The organism is uncultured Sphingomonas sp., from assembly GCF_913777625.1.
Taxonomy (GTDB): Bacteria; Pseudomonadota; Alphaproteobacteria; order Sphingomonadales; family Sphingomonadaceae; genus Sphingomonas.
On sequence record NZ_CAJYTI010000039.1, the window covers coordinates 1 to 16,804 of the forward strand.

General features: G+C 65.3%; 14 protein-coding genes and 1 tRNA gene. 3 read left to right on the top strand and 12 right to left on the bottom strand.

The window, feature by feature from the left end:
* Positions 1-140: 140 nt before the first annotated feature.
* Entirely contained in the window at positions 141-1,148 is a 1,008-nt protein-coding gene (locus QZ814_RS17310) for an asparagine synthase-related protein (RefSeq protein ID WP_294334813.1), read from the top strand.
* Between the two features lie 198 nt (positions 1,149-1,346).
* On the opposite strand, the gene QZ814_RS17315 is transcribed toward QZ814_RS17310, so the two are convergent.
* The 9 genes from QZ814_RS17315 to QZ814_RS17350 form a co-directional block, all read right to left on the bottom strand.
* Entirely contained in the window at positions 1,347-2,882 is a 1,536-nt protein-coding gene (locus tag QZ814_RS17315) for a Fic family protein (protein WP_294334580.1), read from the bottom strand.
* Positions 2,883-3,189: 307 nt separating this feature from the next.
* Positions 3,190-5,310, bottom strand: coding sequence for an Atxe2 family lasso peptide isopeptidase (locus tag QZ814_RS17320; protein ID WP_294334581.1), 2,121 nt, complete (start codon positions 5,308-5,310; stop codon positions 3,190-3,192).
* Entirely contained in the window at positions 5,304-7,787 is a 2,484-nt protein-coding gene (locus QZ814_RS17325) for a TonB-dependent receptor (RefSeq protein ID WP_294334584.1), read from the bottom strand. Before QZ814_RS17325 ends, QZ814_RS17320 begins: the two co-directional genes overlap by 7 nt.
* Positions 7,788-7,953: 166 nt before the next feature.
* Positions 7,954-8,964, bottom strand: coding sequence for a FecR domain-containing protein (locus QZ814_RS17330; RefSeq protein WP_294334587.1), 1,011 nt, complete (start codon positions 8,962-8,964; stop codon positions 7,954-7,956).
* Positions 8,957-9,637, bottom strand: a complete 681-nt coding sequence (locus QZ814_RS17335) for a sigma-70 family RNA polymerase sigma factor (RefSeq protein ID WP_365898918.1) — start codon at positions 9,635-9,637, stop codon at positions 8,957-8,959. The genes QZ814_RS17330 and QZ814_RS17335 overlap by 8 nt, the downstream gene beginning before the upstream one ends.
* Before the next feature lie 240 nt (positions 9,638-9,877).
* Positions 9,878-10,195: a DNA-binding transcriptional regulator gene (locus QZ814_RS17340; RefSeq protein WP_294334589.1), complete on the bottom strand. Its 318-nt coding sequence runs from the start codon at positions 10,193-10,195 to the stop codon at positions 9,878-9,880.
* Between the two features lie 46 nt (positions 10,196-10,241).
* On the bottom strand, positions 10,242-10,394 hold the full coding sequence (locus QZ814_RS19225; protein WP_365898921.1) for a type II toxin-antitoxin system RelE/ParE family toxin: 153 nt from the start codon (positions 10,392-10,394) through the stop codon (positions 10,242-10,244).
* Positions 10,395-10,406: 12 nt separating this feature from the next.
* Complete coding sequence (locus QZ814_RS17345; protein WP_294334591.1) at positions 10,407-11,735, bottom strand: integrase arm-type DNA-binding domain-containing protein; 1,329 nt, start codon at positions 11,733-11,735, stop codon at positions 10,407-10,409.
* A 164-nt stretch (positions 11,736-11,899) separates the two neighbouring features.
* Positions 11,900-11,992: transfer RNA gene (locus tag QZ814_RS17350), tRNA-Ser, on the bottom strand.
* 161 nt (positions 11,993-12,153) lie between these two features.
* On the opposite strand from QZ814_RS17350, the gene QZ814_RS17355 reads away from it, so the two are divergent.
* On the top strand, positions 12,154-12,936 hold the full coding sequence (locus QZ814_RS17355; RefSeq protein ID WP_294334594.1) for a DUF1134 domain-containing protein: 783 nt from the start codon (positions 12,154-12,156) through the stop codon (positions 12,934-12,936).
* A 43-nt stretch (positions 12,937-12,979) separates the two neighbouring features.
* Here the strand turns inward: QZ814_RS17355 and QZ814_RS17360 are convergent, their stop codons facing one another.
* A complete protein-coding gene (locus QZ814_RS17360; protein ID WP_294334595.1) occupies positions 12,980-14,305 on the bottom strand; it encodes a dihydroorotase in 1,326 nt (441 codons plus the stop codon).
* A gap of 46 nt (positions 14,306-14,351) precedes the next feature.
* Between QZ814_RS17360 and QZ814_RS17365 the strand changes: the two genes are divergently transcribed.
* Complete coding sequence (locus QZ814_RS17365) at positions 14,352-15,083, top strand: folate-binding protein (RefSeq protein ID WP_294334815.1); 732 nt, start codon at positions 14,352-14,354, stop codon at positions 15,081-15,083.
* 6 nt (positions 15,084-15,089) lie between these two features.
* Here the strand turns inward: QZ814_RS17365 and QZ814_RS17370 are convergent, their stop codons facing one another.
* Positions 15,090-15,512, bottom strand: a complete 423-nt coding sequence (locus QZ814_RS17370; RefSeq protein ID WP_294334597.1) for a GNAT family N-acetyltransferase — start codon at positions 15,510-15,512, stop codon at positions 15,090-15,092.
* A gap of 121 nt (positions 15,513-15,633) precedes the next feature.
* Positions 15,634-16,758 (bottom strand): OmpA family protein, encoded by a 1,125-nt coding sequence (locus tag QZ814_RS17375; RefSeq protein WP_294334600.1) that lies wholly within the window; start codon positions 16,756-16,758, stop codon positions 15,634-15,636.
* Positions 16,759-16,804: the final 46 nt, after the last annotated feature.

Here is a 16,804-nt window from a genome sequence, read left to right on the forward strand (position 1 = left end):
CGCCAGAGACGACGATGATGCCAGCGTGGCCGCTCGGCTCCGCTGCGCTCCGCCTCCCGTCCACGCTGGCATCCGAGGCGCGTATCAACTAACTATACAACCGGACCGGACATCGCGGGCAGTCCAGCCTCGATTCGGCGATTGTCGCCTCCAGTCTCAAAGGGATGCGCGCGGACGTCATCGGCCTCAACCTTGTCGGAGACGATGCGGCAAGCGATGAGCGCCACTATGCGGCGCTGGCTGCCCAAGCGGCGAGTATCGACCTGCAGACCCGCCGCTTCGAGCTAGCGCGCATCGATGTCCGTAGCTCCGGCGCGGCGCATATGCCCTATCCGGTGCATCGCTGCTTCACCCAGGCGCAGGACGCGATCGCTGCGGAGATGGCGGCGGAATGGGGCGCTGACCGCGTCATCGACGGCGGCGGTGGCGACAATGTCTTCTTCGCGTCGCGTACTGTCGCCATCCTCGCCGACTGCCTCGCAACGCGGGGGCCGAACCGCAGCTTCTGGGACGCGGCGCGCGTGCTAGGCGATCTCGGACAGGCAGGAATCTGGACGCTGGCCTGGCGTGCGGCCCATCGCGCGTGGTTCCGCTCGCCTGCCCCGCGTCAGGCGCCGGCGATCGACTTTCTCTCGGACGCTGCGCGTGCCATCGTCCGCGACACACCGGCGCATTCCTGGTTCCTGCCGCCGCCCGGTATCCTGCCAGGCCGGGCGGCACATGTCGCATTGCTGGTTCCGGCGCAGAACCTGGTCGAAGCGGTCAACGCCCTGGCACCGCAGCATGCGGTCTCGCCGCTGGTCTCGCAGCCCGTCGTCGAGGCGTGCCTGCGCATCCCGAGCTGGCATTGGCTGGCACCGGGCCGAGACCGGGCGGTGGCGCGTCGCGCCTTCGAACCCGATCTCCCCGCAGCGATTGTCTCGCGCCGTTCGAAAGGCACGCCCACCGGCTTCGTCGCGACGATCTTCGACCGGCATCGGCCCGTCATCCGCGATATGCTGCTCGGCGGCCGCCTGGCCGCGTTGGGCCTGATCGACACGGGCAAGCTCGCCGAGGCACTCTCGTTGCCCGGCCCGGTGCGCGGCCTGCGCTTCGTGCGGATGATGGAACTCGTCGATGCCGAAGCGTGGGCAGCCGCCCAAGGCTGAAGACTGTTCGCGAACGCCAATCTGTCCCGCAGGACGCCGGACGGGGCAATGATGACGATCATCCGAGGGGGATATGCTGCCGTTTACGGATCACGAATTGAGGATGACAAAGGCTGGTCTGGCCTATCGCTTCCGCAGCACCGAACGGTTCCGAGCAACGGTGGCGCAGAAGATTCAGAGACGCGGCTGGGGTGCAGATCAATCCAAAAAGCTGAACGCATATGCTTGCTCGACTGCCGCGACTTCGTCGTCGTCGAGCGCAGCGAACTCGCGGGTCCGGGCGCGCCCGGACAGCCTGCCCTCGTTTTGTGCGAGGAAGCCGCGGAGCAGCTCGACCTGCGCGGCCGGCATATCCACGATCTGCTGAATGCGGTCGCTGAAGCGTTCGAAGCTCTCGAGGAAGCGTATCTCCTCCGGCATATCCTGCTCGATGACTTGCTCGACACAGGCGTAGAGAAACTCGGCATGCCGGGTCGTGTCAAAGAAGCGATAGAAGTCCGCAGTGTCGTTCAGCACGCGGAGATTGCCGTCCCCCGTCGGTTCCCAGCTGATGCACGGAAGCAGCGGCGCCGAATAGGATTCAAGCACCGCGCGATACTCGGCGATCCTGCGGTAGATGGCCACGCTCACAGGGAAAATCAGGCCGGGCGGATTAAAGTGCGCAAGCGCAAGCGCGTGGTGAAACAGCCACCGATGGAGGCGCCCGTTCCCGTCGACATAGGGATGGATATAGACGAAGCCGAACGCCAGGCAGGCAGCGGCTGCGACGGGGTCCATGCCGCCGCGAATGGCCCGCTCCGCATAGGCGATCACCCCTTGCAGCAGCGATTGCAGATCCTCGGCCCGCGCGCTGATGTGATCCGGGATGGGCATCTGCGTGTCGCGGTCATGGACCCCGACAAAGCCCCCTTCCTCGCGCAAGCCAAGACGCACGAAACGGTCATCGCCGATCACGATGCGTTGCAGGCGGTCGAATTCGGCAAGACTCAGCGGGCGCGTACCTGCTTGGGCGATCGCCTGCCCCCAGCGCGTTGCGCGGGTGCCTGACGGACGTTCCCCCTCGATCGCAAACGAAGACTTGGAATCGTTGAGCAGCAGGAACGCCGCCGCGCGCGCCAGCAAATCGGGCCGGACGCGACCGGCGGTTTCGCGCGCGCGCACATCGAATTGCCGCGCACGATAGGCGTCAAGCGCCTCGGTTCTGCGCACCATCGGACAGAAGCCAGGCGTTCCAGGCAGATTGTTGATGACCCTGTGCCGGGGCGAAGCTTCGCCCTTCGGGAGCGCGAGCTGGAGCGCCGGGTCCACGACGTCGACCGCACGGACCTTCCCAGCGTCGGGGAGTTCAAGCTTGGTTCCGGTGAGCCACTCGTACAGGAACCAGATTCGCCGCGCATAGGCGCCGGTCGGACTGGCCTCGACGATGGCAGCAATCTCTGCGGGCGGGACGGTACTGAACAGCCTCGCAAGAACAGCTAGATTAAGCCCTTCGTAGCGAAGCGCGAAGGTCAGCTGCGCGGCAAGCTCGAAGGCCGGCGCGTGACGCGGTGTAAGCATACGCCACTGGTCGCTGGAGAGCGGATGGTGCCGTTCGGCAATCGCTGTAAATCGGTCAGCAAGCGGAACCGCAAGATCGAAGCGTTCGATTAGGGCCGCGTAGCCGGCGAGAATGCCGGGCTCCGGCAAAGGAAGCGTGCGAAATTCGATCACCGGCTGTGAAAGCCATTCACGCATCCCAAATTCCTGTGAAAACCATCCTGGCAGCAGCTCGTGCTTCGCGAGAAGCATTCACAGCCTGCGAAATCCTATCACAGATCGACCAATTTGCGAAATTCATTCTCGGACAGCTGGTCTGGGCATGATAATGGCATCCTTCCAACTGAGCCTCTGGGGGAAACACTCGTCAGGAAGGAGCACTCGCCCTTTCCCGTGAACAGCCTCCCGAGAACATGCGAAAAATCGGGCAGAATCGCAGCTGAAGCGAGCAGAAGATTTTACAGCAAGAAATCGAAATTCGTCGACGAGCAGAGGGCACTTGCGCCTATCGAGTCGGCTTCGGCGGAAGCGTCGGCGGAGAGCCCGACCGCAGGGCGCGCCACCGGGCATATTGCGGGGCCTTGGCCACGTCGGGATCCTCCCGGTCCTGCAACCAGAAGGAGAACCAGTCGAGCGTGCGCGCATAGACGGCACGGCGATGAATCGGCTGCCACTTCACATGGTATTCGTCCGGGTAGACGTACATCTCCACCGGCTTGTTCTGCTCATGGAGGGCGCCAAAGGCTTCGAGCGCCAGTCGGAATTCATTGTCGGCAAGTTGCATCAGAAGCGGCGTATCGACGCGGGTGGCATTACGTGCCAGCGACATGTCACGCCAGAAAGCGGGATTGTCGTGGGTCGCTGGCGGATACCCCATGCCGCGCAACCATTCCGCCCAGGCGATCCCGCCATAGGTCGCGGTCGTATTGGGCTCCATGCAGCAGCTGCTGAGCGCGGCCGCAGCAAAGGCTTTGCTGTTGATCAGTGCGAACGCAACCGTGGTCGCGCCATCGCTGAGGCCGGTAATGCCGACGCGTTTGGGGTCGGCATAGCCTTGCTCCACAGCCATATGGACGCCGGCAAGTACCGACGACAAAAGGCTGCGGCGCTCGCCCCAATCCTTCTGGTTGGCGGCGTTGATGTCGTACCAGGTCTTGAGCTGGGGAAAGGCTGCAGCGAAAAAGCTCGGGCGTTCGGTGCTCAGCACGGCGATGCCGCGCTGGGCGAGCAGAAAGATCGGATACTCGTTGCCGGTACCGCCCCGCAAAAATCCGTCGCTGTGATACTGGACGACCACCATCGGCAGCCGCGTGCCGGGCGTGTAGCCAGGCGGGAGGACAAGATCGCCCCATGCCTCCAGCCCGAGATCGTTGCGCCACTTGAGACGGCGGACGGGGCCTAGACGGACACTGGCGAACTCGGGATTGGGATCGAAGATCGTTCGGGTAGCGCCCGTTACAGTGTTGATCGCGACCACCTTTCGCGGTGTGCTGCTATCCTCGCGCGTGCAGACCAGTTCGATACCGGCCATAACGCACCCGTGCAGCACATCAGTGGTGCGAAAAATGACAGCGGGAGGCGCGCCGCCTGGCTGCCAGCGATAGAGCGCCATGGCTTCCTTCGCCCACCCCTCACGACGCAAAAAGAGAACCGAATCGCCCTGCCACCAGAGCGAGAGGATACCGCCAGCACAAGCTTCCGCATCGCAGCGCTGCCTGCCGAGGCCGCCGGTTACGACCAATCGGGCAGGTGCGAGCGGCGAACTGTCCTGGCGCTCGAGCAGGGCTTTGCTACCGTCGGGCCCGACCGCCATTGGTTCGACGGGCATGTCGGCCGGAGCAGCTTGCGCGAGCGCAGCCTGGTCTGCCGGGTCCGCAGGCAGAATCGCGCCGGTGCGCAGATCGACCGCGTTTGTATCCAGAAGGTCGGTCGCGGGCATCAACGGTCGCGCCGAAATCTCCGGCGACACCCTGCGGTCGTAGAGCCATCCCGACTGACCCTCGCGATCGAGCGCCGCCTCCGTGTCGGCCGTCCCCTTCCGCGTTCCATAGAGCAACCGGGATCCATCGCTGCTCCACGCCACCGCTTCGACATCGACGGCGGCGTGCGTGACGGCACGCGCGCCACTGCCGTCCGCCTCCGCCACCCACCCCTGGGTTACGCTGGCATCACGCCGCAGATAGGCGATCCGGCGCCCGTCGGGCGACCAGACCGGCACGATCGTGCGGGTGGCGCCGCTCGGCAGATAATGGCCCCGCTGCACATCCAGGATCGTGATAAGCGCACCGCCCCGGTCAACCACACGCGGTGGTCCCTTCCCGGTCAGCCCGCTCACCACCACCACCCGGCAATAGCTGTTCGTGGCGAGATCGGCGCGGTTGACGATATAGGCGATACGGCTGCCGTCGGGGGACAGCGCGAACGGACTGGGTCCACTGAAGGATGCCGAATCGGGATCGCCGATTTCGCGGAGCTCGATAAGGTCTGCTGCCGTGAGGTCACGGGCTGCCGGGCGGATGCTGTCGTCCCCCGGCAGGGCCTGCTCGCAGCGCGACCAGGCGGTGGTCGGAAGCAGCGCACACCAGAGCGCAGCAACGAAACGCAGACAGAAGACCGGGCTCACCATGTGCGGGTGATCCCGAACGCGATCAGTCGGCCGACGGGTGAATAATTAGTCGAATCATAGGGCGTGTCATAGGGAATCGCGGTGGTGATCGGGTCCGGCTTGGCGTTGAACAGATTCTGCACCGACAGGCTGAACTCGAGACCGCCGAGCGGCGTACCGGGAGCAACCCGGTAGCGCGTGGTCAGGTCGAGCGTGGTCATCGACCCGATCCGCGGGGCCAGCGACGACCGCGTGTCGCGAACCATGCCGATATAATTCGCGTTTGCCGCCAGGGTGAGGCCACCACCGGTCCACGCCGCCGCCATCTGGCCCCGCCAATGGGGCGGATTGAAGATGCTGCCCGCAAGGTCATAGACGGGCTGGCTGGCGCTGAGCTGCTGGTCGCTTTCGAGATAGGCGAGGTCGAACGACAGGCGCAGATGTTGATCCCGTGCGATCGCTGCACTGTAGCTCGCCAGCACGTCGATGCCCCGCGCACGCTGCCGCCCGGCATTGAGGTTGGCATCGTCGACGATGGCGACGACGTTCGCAGGATCATAGGAAACGCCGGTAACGTTGAGGAACGTGCCCGCGCTGGCGATCGCCGCGGCCTGCGTTGCGGCACTGGGATTAATGATGATCTGGTCCCGATAGATCGGATTGCTGAGTGCCTGGGCAAGCAGCGTGATCGGCGCGACGATGCGGTCACGATACTGCACGTCGAAGTAACTGATCTCGAGGCTCGCTCCCGGCAGAACGCGGGGATGGAGTGCGAGAGTGCTCGACCAGGTCGTCGCCTTTTCTGGCTTTAGATCGGGATTGCCGCCCAGGATCAGGATCGCTCCCGCCGTCGCAGGCGTGCCGGTCGCGCCTAGCGATCGGGGCGGAAACAGATAGACGGCGCGCGGCTGATATTGCTGGTAGAGCGTCGGCGCGCGAAACGAGGTGCCCCAGCTTCCCTTCACGCTGATGTCGCGTGTTACCGCCCAGGACAGGCCGAGCTTCGGCGTCGCCACGTCGCCGATATCGGGGTAGCGCTCGTAGCGTAGCGCGGCGCTCGCATCGAGCCTGGTTACGAAGGGCAGATTCGGGGCCGGACCGATCAGCGGCAGGCTCAGCTCGCCAAAAGCGAACCAGTTATCCTGCGAGGCGGCCGTGTTGACCGCGCTCCCCGTCCCGACGAACCGCCGGAAGGCGATATCGCGATAGCCGCCGCCGACCGCGAGCTTGGCGATACCACCCGGCAGGCTGAAGAGATTGCCATTCGCATTGACCTCAAGCGACTTGGCGGTGTTGCGGTAGAAACTCGGACCGGAATCGCTGCAGACCGAGGCGGCGCACTCGAGCTGGTGATAGTCCACGCGCTCCTTGCCATAGGTACCGCCGAGCGCGATCTGCCAGCCGTCGAACCGGTCGAGCGTCAGCGTCGGCGCGACGCCGAAGGACTTGTCGACGGACGAAAAGGTTGCTTTGCCCTGATCGAGATTGCCGCCCGCGACCGTCGGGAAGGTCAGGTCGCTCCAGCGGATATTGTACAGCCCGTCGAGCGAGAAGGTCAGGCCGCCGCCCAGGTCCTGATGCCCGCTGGCGACGACGCTGTGGTGACGAAGTGCAGGAAACAGGTCGAGCCCCGGCGAGCGGCTGGCCGCATAGGATCGCTCCCCCGCGCGGATGGCGGTGTTGCTCCCATATTCATAGGCGGCAAACAGCCCCCCGGAGGCCCAGGTGCGTCCAGCAAGCGCGCCATATTGCTGCTGGAAGTCACCGACGTCGGTGGTGCCGGCGAGGCGTGCGCTGGTTTCCAGCCCATCATAATCGTGCCGCAGGATAATGTTGGCGACGCCAGCGACGGCATCCGAGCCGTAGATCGCCGAGGCACCGTCCGGAACAATCTCGATGCGATCAAGCGCAGCGACCGGGATGCCCGACACGTCAACGCTCTGCCGGACCGCCGTATAGGCGAGACGATGCCCATTGAGCAGCGTCAGGGTCGCGTCGCTGCCAAGGCCACGCAGATTGAGGGAAGATCCGCCACCGACATCGACACCACTGGCAGAGGGTACGTTCATGCCGATGCCAGGATTCTGTCCCCCGCCGAAACTCTGCGGAATACCGCGAACCACGTCACCCAGGCCGAGCTGACCGGAATCGCGAATTTCTTCCTGGCCGATCCGGACGATGGGTGACGCAATCGCGGCACCCCGCAACCGGCTACCGGTGACGACGATGTCCTGCGGATCGCTTGCGGTGCCAGTGTCGCGATTCCCGCGGGCTTGCCGCACGGCAAATCCACCCTCGACTTGCGTGAAGACCAGTCCGGACGCGTCGAGCAGAATACGGAGCGCCTCCTCCGGCGTATAGGAGCCGTGCAGCGCAGGCGCCTGCCGCGCCGCTACGTCTTCGCTCGCCGCCAGCACCGTCACACCGGACTGCAGCGCCAGCGCCTTGAGCGACTCGCCAAGCGCCTGGGCCGGCAGGTCGAAAGCAACGCGTCGCACCACCTGCGCCCCCACGACCGAGGGAGCCACAATCAGCGCCACAACGGCGCCGCCATGCAGCCAGTTTTTCGCGTGAAACCGCACCATTCTCTTTTGCCTCCCCTTGGCCACGACGTGGCTGCTCGGACGGGGAGACGCCGGGGGAGGAAAATCCCCGACAACATTTTTAGCGCGGTGCGATCGCTCCCTGTGGCCCCGGGCGCAACAGCAGGAGACCAGGGTCGGATCGGTCGATGCCGAGGTGGAAGGTCACTGCCACCGCATGGGCGAATGCTTCGGGGTTATGCACCTGGAACGCCCCGGTTGCTGTCAGCCGTGACAGGCGCGTATCCGCCAGGCGCAGCTGCACATGGTTGTAGCGGTTGATGGCCTCCACGGCTTGGCCAAGCGGCGTGTTGTCGAGCACCAGCATGCCGGATACCCAGCGCGCTTCTCCTGCCACCGCAGGCCCGGGCGCAGCCGTGTCGTCCAGTGCCGCAGCCTGACCCGCGACCAGCGTGCGGGCTTGTCCGGCTTTTCCACCCGCCCTGCGCATCCAGTCGACATGGCCTTCCAGTACGGCAATGGTCGGAGTGCGGCCGATGACACTAACGTCGAAAACGGTGCTACCCGCAGCGAGGGTGCCGCCGGGCACGGCAACGACAAGGGGGCGGTTGCCGTCGCGCATAACGCGAAAGCGGGCGCGGCCGCGCTCAAGGGACACCCGCCGCTCGCCAGATGACAGCGTGACCTCTATACGCGTGCCGGTATCGAGGGTCAGTTGCGATCCGTCGGCGAGCGCGATCGTCCTGATTTCGCCGCGCGGGGTCTCGTAGGTTGTGGCTTTGGCCGCGGCGATCCATTCGACAGGTGAACCGTAGCGGAGCAGGCCAGCCGTCCCGATGCCGAGCGCGGCAATGATGCCGACCGTGGCGGCAGCCATATGCGTGCTGTGCCGCATCAGGAAAGGCGCGGGCATAAGCTTTCGGTTGCTGGCTACCGCACTGCTGGCAAGCTGGGCGCTGTCGCGCCAGTTTCGCTCCGCCTGTTGATAGGCGATGCCGTGACGACGATCTGCGGAAATCCAGGCAACAAAAGCCTGCTCGACCGTCGGGCTGGCGCCGCCCTGGCGACGCATCAGCCATTCCCCAGCGGCATCATGGATACGCTGCGGAATGGGCTTCTTTTTGTCAGTCATGGCGGCGGAGATGCCGTCCAAGCTGCTTGATCGCCCGGCTCATCTGCTTTTCCACCCCTCGCACGCTCAGCCCCGTCTGTTCCGCGATTTCCGCGTAACTATAGCCGTCGAGCCGGCAAGCGAGAAATATCTGTCGCGTAAGGGGCTTCAAGCGGAGGACGGCCTGTTCGATCCGCGCAAGCCGGTCGCGCGCCTCCAGAGCGGCCATCGGATCGCCGCCGCTGATATCGACATCGTCGATCGACACATGCTGGGCTTGAGAGGCGCGCCCGGCGGCGCGAGCATGGTCCAGCAGAAGATTGTTCGCCGCCTCGCGCAAATAAGCACCCGGCGCGTCGAGCGTGACCGCCTCCTTTCGCTCGCGCGCGACGAGGCGGACGAATACCTGCTGGACTATATCCTCGGCGCGATCCTCAGCCGCGCGGCGGTGCAGAAACCGCAACAGACCCGGTCGCTCGGCTCGATAGAGCGTGTCCGCAACCGTCACGGGGGCCACCCGGTCATGGTCGGGTGGCAGCGGGTCGCCTTCCTCCAGCGGTAGGCGGACAGGACCTAGCGCGGCGCGCACGTCGCGGGGCGCCTTGCACTGACCTTCGCGCGGGATCGCATCGCTTCCACCTCCTCGCAATCTGCGAGGCGATGCCGGCGAAAGCCGGGTGTTGAGAACATGCACGAGAACATGCGCCGACGCCTTTGGCCGCGAACGGCTTGGACATGCGCGTGGGCCACCCGGCTGCAGGATGGCAGATCAGTTCAGTCTCGCACGAGGTTCTCACGCCTCGGCGCCATGCATTCACGGCGCCGGCACAGAGTACCTCTCGCTCGCCAAGACGCAAGCCCCGCGTAAATTGCAGCAAATTAGGGATATTCTTGGCTGATTGCTTTTCGAAAGTCGTACCGACGGGCGCCAACCTCAGGCCACGCCCTCCAGTCCCTTGCGCTGGATGATCGACAGGAGCCGTAGCGCGGGACCACCAGGCTTCTTCTTGCCGCGTTCCCAATCAGAGACGAGGTTCTTCGATACGTTGAGATAGCGGGCAAACACAGGCTGCGAGACGTGCTGCGCCTCCCGTATCGCCTTGATCTCTTCAGGCTGCAAGGGTGTTGCAGGCGCGAGGCACGCCTCGTCGAACTCCCGCAGGGTCTGCTTGCCGATAGCACCTGCCTCGTGAAGCCCTTCCATCATTTCGTGAACGGCGGCGAGCGCTTCGCTCTTATAGATTCTGGGCATCGTCCTTCACCTAGAACAATCTTCCTGCGCGCACCTCGCTGTCGAGCTATGCCTGCGTCAGCTCGAGATCGATCTTGGCGGCCTGTTTATATACCCGCAGTTCGACCGCACTCAGATTAGCTTTGTCGCTCTTGGCAAAACCAAAGGCAAATACGGCCCGATCTTCCTGACGAAAGAAGACCAGCGTAGGAAAGCGCACCCGACGCTGCAGCTACTGAACCAGCCGGAGCTTTGGCCGTGCAGATGGCGGGGATATGGAGGGTCGCTTGAACGGGTTGGCCTTGCTGGGAAGGGGCAGCAGCGCATCCGGCTGCACCAGACCTTCCGACAGCATTCCCGCCCAGAGTTCCGCCAGTTCGCGCCGCCGCTCCATATAGGCCGCGCGATTGTATGCGCCCTCCACCTTGTTTGTCGGGATATGCGCCAGCATCAGGTCGATTACGGCGCGATCATCCGGTCGCCCATGTTTCTTGGCCCATTCGTTCATGATCGTCGAGAACGCGGCGCGGAAGCCATGGGGCACATGGCGCCCGTGATACCCCGCCCGGTTGAGCAAATACCCCAAGGCGTTCTCGCTCATCGGACGGTGCGCCTGACGATTGCCCGGAAAAACGAGCTTGCCTTGGCCGCTCAGTTTCCATGCTGCACGCAGGACCGCGACGCTTTGCGGGGCAAGCGGTACGAGATGATCACCACCGATTTCATCCTTGCGGTCGCGGTCCCCCTTCATGCGCGCGGCGGGAATGCGCCAGAGCGGCGCTTCGCCGTCAAGATCTTCGAATTCTGCCCATGCGGCCCCGCGCAGCTCACCCGGGCGAACGGCCGTAAGCGCGATGAGACGCAGCGCCAGCCGGGTTATCGGCCGGGCAAAGTCGTCGTCCACGACCGCCAGCATCTTGCGAAGCTCGGCGATGTCGGTGATGGCCGGCTGGCGTCCGCGTTTCGGCATCGGCTTCAGCGCTGCTCCGACCTTTTCCGAAGGATCGGCCTCCGCGATACCGCTGGCGATCGCATAGGCGTAGATCGCCGAGATGCGCTGCCGGATCCGCTTGGCGGTCTCGATGGCCGATCGCTGCTCGATCGCGCGAAGGACCTCGAGCAATTTGGGTGGTGTGATTGCCGTGATCGGGAGCGAGCCGATCGCCGGGAAAATGTCGCGCTCCAGCGACCGGATCACATCGGCGGCATGCACCTTCGCCCATTGCGGCGCGTTGATCGCGTGCCACTCACGCGCAACCTTCTCGAACGTGTTGCGTGACGCCTCGACATTGGCCTTGATCTTGAGCTTCTTCTCGACGCTGGGGTCGAGGCCTTCAGCGAGCAACCGGCGCGCGTTGTCCCGCTTCTCACGAGCAGCAACCAGGGTGACGAGGGGGTAAGGCCCGAACGACAGGGTTTTCTCTTTCCCGTCGAATTTGAATTTCATTCGCCAGAGCTTCGATCCCTGCGGCGACACGTAGAGGTAGAGCTGATGTGCGTCTGCGAGTTTGTAGCCCTTCAGCTCCGGCTTCGCGGTGCGGATTCTGGCGTCGGTCAACATGGCGGTCGGATACCCCATTTCTGAGACCCGATACCCCATTTCCATACCCCGTGATGCGCGGACGGGTACGGACCGTTAGGAACGGGCCGAATGGGTAAACCCTCGATTTTCTGCGGATTTTGTCAATCCCAGTGCACTGCTGCGAACCCCTGGGAACGGGCATCTGGCGGAGACGGAGGGATTCGAACCCTCGGTACGAGTAATCCCCGTACGGCGGTTTAGCAAACCGCTGGTTTCAGCCACTCACCCACGTCTCCGGAAGCGCCGAGGACGAGCCCTATAACGGGCAGTTCGCCGGCAATCAACGGGGATAACCACCCGAACGCGAAATCGAGTCGATCGAGCGCCCATTCATTGCCCCGACAGGCCGGCGCCCCTAGGATATCCGTCGAAAAGCAGCAGGGTTCGGGAAAAATTGATGATGCGATCGGGTTGGTTCACGCTTCTGGCAGTCGCCCTGGCCGGGCTGGGCACTGTGCCCGCTGCGGCGCAGATGACGACGATCGACCCCAATACCGCGATCGATTCGGACCTGAAGACGCCGCCTGCCCAGCGGAGCACCACCCCGCCGCCGGACGTGCAGGCACCGCCGCAGCCGCAGGACCAGCAATCCTATCCGCCGGCGGACAGCGCCGCGCCCCCACCGCCCGCCCCGGCGCAACCCACCAGCCCCGCCGCGGCCGATCCGGCCGCGACGACCGCCCGCCAGGCAGCCACGGACACGTTCGAGAAGGACGATCTGCTCGCCGCTGCCGAGGGCGTGTTCGGCAAGGGCGCCTCGGGGCTCGCCAAGCTGCTCGAGGACATTCTCAAAGACCAGGGCAAGCCCAACGCCTATATCGCCGGCAGCGAGGCCTCGGGCGCGATCGGCGTCGGCCTGCGCTACGGCAAGGGCGAGATGTTCCACAAGATCGAGGGCCAGCGCCCGGTCTACTGGACCGGGCCGTCGATCGGCTTCGACCTCGGCGGCGACGCCAATAAGGTGTTCGTGCTGGTCTACAATCTCTACGACAGCCAGGACCTGTACAAGCGCTTCCCGCAGGGCGAGGGCCATGCCTATTTCGTCGGCGGCTTCTCGGCATCCTATCTGCGCCGCGGCGACATCGTGCTGATCCCGGTGCGGCTGGGCGTCGGCTGGCGGCTTGGCGTCAACGCCGGCTATATGAAGTTCAGCGAAAAGCAGCGCTGGCTGCCCTTCTGAGCGAAGCCGGGCGGGGCCGCATCGACAGCCCCGCCCTGCCCCCTCAACCGAATTCGACGGCTTCGAACTTCACCGGCTCACCGATCGCCTGATCGGCGAGCTGGGCTTCCCACATCACCCGGTGGCCCCGGATGATCGTGCCGACCGGGCGGCCAGTCAGTTCCATGTCCGTGAAGGGCGACCAGCCGCAGCGCGAGGCCAGCCAGGCCTCGTCGACAGTCCAGCGCGCCTTGAGATCAACCACCGTGAAGTCCGCGTCATAGCCGGGCACGATGCGGCCCTTGCCGACCAGGCCGAAGATCCGCTGCGGGCCGGCGCTGGTCAGGTCGATCAGCCGCTGCAGCGTCAGCCGGCCTTCCGCGACGTGGTTGAGCATCAGCGGCAGCAGCGTCTGCACGCCCGGCATGCCGCTGGGGCTATCGGGATAGGCCTTGGCCTTTTCCTCCAGCGTGTGCGGCGCATGGTCCGAGCCGACCACGTCCGGCACGCCCTGGCGCAGCCAGTGCCACAGGCCGTCGCGGTGCGCGCCCGAGCGGATCGGCGGGTTCATCTGCGCGAAGGTGCCGATGCGCGGATAGGCGTCCTCGCCCGCCAGCGTGAGGTGCTGGGGCGTCACCTCGCAGGTAGCGATGTCCTTGTTCTTCCCGAGCAGCTCCAGCTCCGCGGGCGTGGTGACGTGGAGCACGTGGATCCGCCGCCGCGCCGCGCGCGCCAGGCGCAGGATGCGCCGGGTGGCGAGGATCGCACTCTCGTCGTCGCGCCACACCGGGTGCGAGGAAGGATCGCCGGGAACGCGTTCGCCCAGCCGGTCCTGCATGCGGAACTCGTCCTCGGCATGGATGGCGACCCGGCGATGCCCGGACGCGAGCACGCGCGCGAGGTTGGCGTCGTCCGAAACCAACAGGTCGCCGGTCGAGGCGCCCATGAAGATCTTCACGCCCGCCGTGCCCGGCAGCCGCTCCAGCTCCGCCAGATGCTCGGCATTGTGGTTGGTCGCGCCGACATAGAAGGCGTGATCGCACCACATGCGGTGATGCGCGCGCTGCAGCTTGTCGGCCACGGCATCGGCGCTGTCGGTATTCGGCTTGGTGTTCGGCATCTCGAACACGGCCGTCACGCCGCCAAGCACCGCCGAGCGGCTGCCGCTCTCCAGGTCCTCCTTGTACTCGAGCCCGGGTTCGCGGAAGTGCACCTGGCTGTCGATCACGCCGGGCAGCACGTCCAGCCCGGTGCAGTCGATCGTCTCGCCGGCATCGCCGACATCGCCGATCGCGACGATCTTGCCGCCGGAGACCCCGACATCGACATGCGCCGGGCCGCTGGGAAGATGCACGCGACCGCCGCGCAGCTTGAGTTCGACATTCGCCATGGCTTTGCCTCTTTCGTGAGCGTTGGCCGCGTCCTACCTGTTCGCCATGGACGATACCAGCACCTGGCTCGACGATCGTGCGCTGCTGCGCCTCTCCGGCGACGATGTTCGCGGCTTCCTGCAGGGCCTGCTGACGCAGGATCTGGCCCGCGTGGCGCCCGGCGCGCCACAATGGGCAGGGCTGCTCACGCCGCAGGGCAAGGCGCTGTTCGATTTCCTGCTCTGGGCAGCGGGCGACGTGGTCCTGATCGATTGCGAAGCCTCGGCACGCGACGCGCTCGCCCGGAGATTGACCCTCTACCGGCTGCGCCGTGCGATCACGATCGAGCCGGTCGCTGGTGGGGTGCACTGGTCGCGGACGCCGCAGGAGGGCGCCATCGCCGATCCCCGCCTTGCGGCGCTCGGCTATCGCTGGCTGGGGGCGGCGGAGGGCGTGAGCGCAGCAGCGGCGTGGCGCGCGCATCGCCTGTCGCTCGGCGTGGTCGAGGGCGCGGAGGAACTGGGGAGCGACAAGACCTTGTGGCTCGAATGCAATGCCGAGGAACTCAACGGCGTCAGCTTCACCAAGGGCTGCTATGTCGGCCAGGAAAACACCGCGCGAATGCATTACCGCGCCAAGGTCAACCGGCGGCTGGTCGTGGTTCCAATCGGTGAGGGGAGCGATCGCACCCGGGTGATCTATCCGGAGTTCCGCCGAATGGTCGAACTGCGGCGGGTCGAGGCGCTGGGGAACGCGCTGATACCGGACTGGCTGGCTGCCGCACTGGCAGCCGGCTGAGTGCCGCTAGGCAAGGCGCTTCTGCAGGAAGAAGCGCTGGTGCCCCGGGGGAAAATCATCGATCTGGCCGTAGAGCGTGAAGCCGAGCTTCTCGTAGAAGCCGCGCGCCTGAAAGGAGAAGGTGTCGAGCCAGATGCCGACACAGCCTTGCGCTCGCGCGATCTGCTCGGCGCGCGCCATCAGCGCGGTTCCATGGTCGGCGCCGCGATACGCCTCGGGCACCGCCAGATATTCGACGAACAGCCAGCCATAGGAACACCGCCCCCAGAGCCCGCCGACGCGCGCGCCGCGCACGTCGGCCAGGAGGATCGCGACGGGCCGGGAACAAGCGTCGCCGGCATGGGCGACATTATGAGCCCGCAGCGGCGCGAGGACCGCCTCGCGATCGCTGTCGTCGGGCATGTCGGGAACGATGAGGGTCAGCGTCATGGCTCGACCACGATGCGGCGCATCGCCACGCGTCGCAAGATGACGGCACGATCCCGCAAAAAGAAAGGGAGGCCGGTTGCCCGGCCTCCCCTCTTTTCCATCCCTTGCGGGCGGGCAGGTCTTACTGACCCGAACCCGGACCGTAGGTGATTTCCACGCGACGGTTCTGCAGCTCGCGAACGCCGTCGGCGGTCTGAACGCGCGGGCGGCTCTCGCCGAACGCTTCCGTGGTGATCACGCCGGTCGGCACGCCCTTGCCGGTGAAGTAAGCCTTCACCGAGTCGGCGCGACGCTGCGACAGACCAACGTTGTAGCTCGCCGAGCCCGAACGGTCGGCGTGGCCGGCCAGAACGACCTGGGTGTTGTTGCAATCCGCATAGTTGCTGATCGCATTGTCCAGGATGCTCGCTGCTTCCGGCGTGATGTCCGACTTGTTCCAGTCGAAGAACACGATGTACGGCCCAGGCGTGCAAACCTTGGCTTCCGGAGCCGGGGGCGGCGGCGGCGGCGGGGCCGGCTCAGCAACCGGAGCCGGGGGCGGCGGCGGCGGCGGCGGGGTCGGAGCCGGTTCCGGCGCGCCGAAGTTGTAGGTCAGGCCGACCAGCAGGCTGTGCGAACGATAGCGGCCCTTCCACTGGTTGCCACCAATGTCGGTCAGCTTCACGTCCGGCGCGTTGAAGAAGCGATACTTCAGCGACACGTCGACGTTCTTGTTGATCGGTGCACGCACACCGGCGATTGCCTGCCATGCGAACACAGTGTCGGAGTCGTTGACGGTGTCAGCCGGACCCGAGACGCGCAGACGATCCTTGATGCGAGCGACACCCGCACCACCACCAACGAAGCCCTGAAGCCCGTTGTCTTCACCGAAATCGAGCAGGCCGTTGATCATGAACGAGAGCGCCGACGTGCTGCCGCTCGCCTGTTCATAGTTACCCGCGGGCGCCGGGAGCGCATTGGTCGCGATCGGAACGCTGGTGCGCGCGCTGTCGACGCGAGCGCGACGATAGCTGACTTCCGCTTCCGCACGGAACGGACCGAAGTCATACCCGATGTTACCACCAACGTCATAACCAACGTGGTTGTTCTGCGTCACAACATCCTTGCTGGCGCCGACGTCGAAGTGAATGTCCTCGACGAGCATCGCGCCGCCTTCAACACCCACATACCACGCGTCGTCGCGGGCGAGGGCGGGCGTGCTCAGCGCGGTCGTGGCGAGCGCCAAAGTGACGGCAAGCTTCCGCATCATAATCCCCTTTCATGGTCGTCCATACGGACAGGCCAAACTCACT

Bases quoted from the DNA above. Each gene is read 5' to 3' on its own strand.
- QZ814_RS17370 (WP_294334597.1), bottom strand. From the start codon at position 15,512: ATGACGCTGACCCTCATCGTTCCCGACATGCCCGACGACAGCGATCGC.
- QZ814_RS17360 (WP_294334595.1), bottom strand. From the start codon at position 14,305: ATGGCGAATGTCGAACTCAAGCTGCGCGGCGGTCGCGTGCATCTTCCC.
- QZ814_RS17375 (WP_294334600.1), bottom strand. From the start codon at position 16,758: ATGCGGAAGCTTGCCGTCACTTTGGCGCTCGCCACGACCGCGCTGAGC.
- QZ814_RS17315 (WP_294334580.1), bottom strand. From the start codon at position 2,882: ATGCGTGAATGGCTTTCACAGCCGGTGATCGAATTTCGCACGCTTCCT.
- QZ814_RS17320 (WP_294334581.1), bottom strand. From the start codon at position 5,310: ATGGTGAGCCCGGTCTTCTGTCTGCGTTTCGTTGCTGCGCTCTGGTGT.
- QZ814_RS17355 (WP_294334594.1), top strand. From the start codon at position 12,154: ATGATGCGATCGGGTTGGTTCACGCTTCTGGCAGTCGCCCTGGCCGGG.
- QZ814_RS17365 (WP_294334815.1), top strand. From the start codon at position 14,352: ATGGACGATACCAGCACCTGGCTCGACGATCGTGCGCTGCTGCGCCTC.
- QZ814_RS17330 (WP_294334587.1), bottom strand. From the start codon at position 8,964: ATGACTGACAAAAAGAAGCCCATTCCGCAGCGTATCCATGATGCCGCT.
- QZ814_RS17345 (WP_294334591.1), bottom strand. From the start codon at position 11,735: ATGTTGACCGACGCCAGAATCCGCACCGCGAAGCCGGAGCTGAAGGGC.
- QZ814_RS17340 (WP_294334589.1), bottom strand. From the start codon at position 10,195: ATGCCCAGAATCTATAAGAGCGAAGCGCTCGCCGCCGTTCACGAAATG.